The sequence below is a fragment of the Myxococcaceae bacterium JPH2 genome (assembly GCA_016458225.1).
GTDB lineage: Bacteria > Myxococcota > Myxococcia > Myxococcales > Myxococcaceae > Citreicoccus.
This window is the reverse complement of the sequence record JAEMGR010000088.1, coordinates 1-1,779: the sequence shown is the minus strand read 5'-3', so window position 1 is coordinate 1,779 and position 1,779 is coordinate 1. Positions and strand designations below refer to the sequence as shown.

The following is a 1,779-nucleotide window of genomic DNA, read 5'->3' as shown; positions in this document are numbered from 1 at the left end:
GATCAGCTCGCGCAGGGTGCGCTCCAGCGCAGGGACATCCAGCGCGCCCTTGAGCCGCGTGAAGATGGGGACGTTGTACGAGTGTCCCGTGCGGTCGATCTGCGCGATGAACCACAGGCGCTGCTGCGCGAAGGACTGGGGCACGACGACGTCGCGAGGCACGGCGATGGGCGCTGGCGCGCGAACGCCGGGAGCGCCTTGCCGCAACGTTTCGAGCCGCGCCGCGAGGTCCGCGAGGTTGGGCAGCTCGAAGAGGAGTCGGATGGGGAAGTCCGTCTGGAGGGCCTCTCGCAGACGCGAGGCCACCTGCGTGGCCAGCAGCGAGTGTCCACCCAACTCGAAGAAGTGGTCTCGCGCGCCGACCTCCGAGGCGCCCAGCAGCGGTGCCCAGATGTCCGCCACGACCTTCTCCATCGAGGTGCGGGGCGGCATGAAGTCTCGCGTGGCCAGCCCATCTCCACTGACGGTGGGCAGGCCGCCTCGGTGGACCTTCCCGCTGGGCAAGAGCGGCAATGACTCCAGTCGGACGAGCGCGGCGGGCACCATGTACTCGGGGAGCTGGCGCGCGAGGGTCCGGCGCGCGAGGTCCGCGTCCCACTCGTTGGTGGGGCCCACGACGTAGCCGACGAGCTGACGGCGGCCCGGCACGTCCTCGCGCACCACGGCCACCGCGTCCTTGACGTGCGGGAGCGCGCGCAGGGCGGCCTCGACTTCGCCCAGTTCGATGCGGAAGCCGCGCAGCTTCACCTGTCCATCGAGTCGGCCGAGGAACTCGATGTTTCCGTTGGCCAGCCAGCGGGCCTTGTCTCCGGTGCGATAGAGGCGGGCTCCTGGCGTGGTGTTCAGCGGTGACGGGACGAAGCGGTCGGCGGTGAGGTCCGGCCGTGCGTGATAGCCCAGGGCCAGGCTCCCACCCCCGATGAAGACCTCGCCCGGTACGCCGATGGGGCTGGGCTCGCCCGCGGGGTCCAGGATGTACACGCCGAGGCTCGCGATGGGCACGCCCACGGGAGGCAGCATGGGCCAGGTCTTGGGCGCTCCCGGCGCGAGCCACGCGGTGGCGACGTGGGTCTCCGAGGGACCGTACTGGTTCTCCAGGGTGCACTCGGGCAGTCGCTCGAAGAATGCGACGAGCGCGGGCGTCACCTGGAGTTGCTCACCCGCGGTGATGACCTCGGTGAGTGGCGGCAGCTCCGTCTCGTGCATGGCGGCGTCGCAGAGCGCCTGGAGCGCGACGAAGGGCGCGAAGAGGCGCGTTACCTGATGCCGCACCATGTGGCGCAGCAGGGCCGGTGGGTCCCTGCGAAGGTCGGAGGTGATGAGCACCACCGTGCCGCCGTTGCCCCAGGTGCCGAACAGCTCCTGGAAGGAGACGTCGAAGTTGAGCGAGGCAAACTGGAGCGTGGTGCCGGTGGGCTGACGATTGCGCGCGAGCTGCCACGTCAACATGTTCGACGCGGCCCGGTGCGGCATCACGATGCCCTTGGGCTTGCCGGTGCTGCCAGACGTGTAGACGAAGTAGCAGGGCGTCTCGGTGGACAGCTCCAGCGCGAGCGAGTGTGTGGGGCAGCGGGCAATGTCCGAGGCGTGCTCGTCGAGGCGGAGGACGTGCGCCTTCGTCGCGGACGGGAGTGATGCGGCGAAGAGGGAGTGGGCGAGGACGAGGGATGCGGAGGTGTCCTCGAGCATGAAGGCGAGGCGCTCGGAGGGATACGACGGGTCGAGCGGGAGGTAGGCCGCGCCGGCCTTGAGGGTGGCGAGGACCGCGACGGGCATGTC

General features: G+C 70.0%; 1 protein-coding gene. It reads right to left on the bottom strand.

Translation table 11 applies throughout. The annotated features are described in order from the left end of the window. Positions 1-1,779: amino acid adenylation domain-containing protein (locus JGU66_36210; protein ID MBJ6766220.1), on the bottom strand; the 1,779-nt coding region annotated here is incomplete at both ends.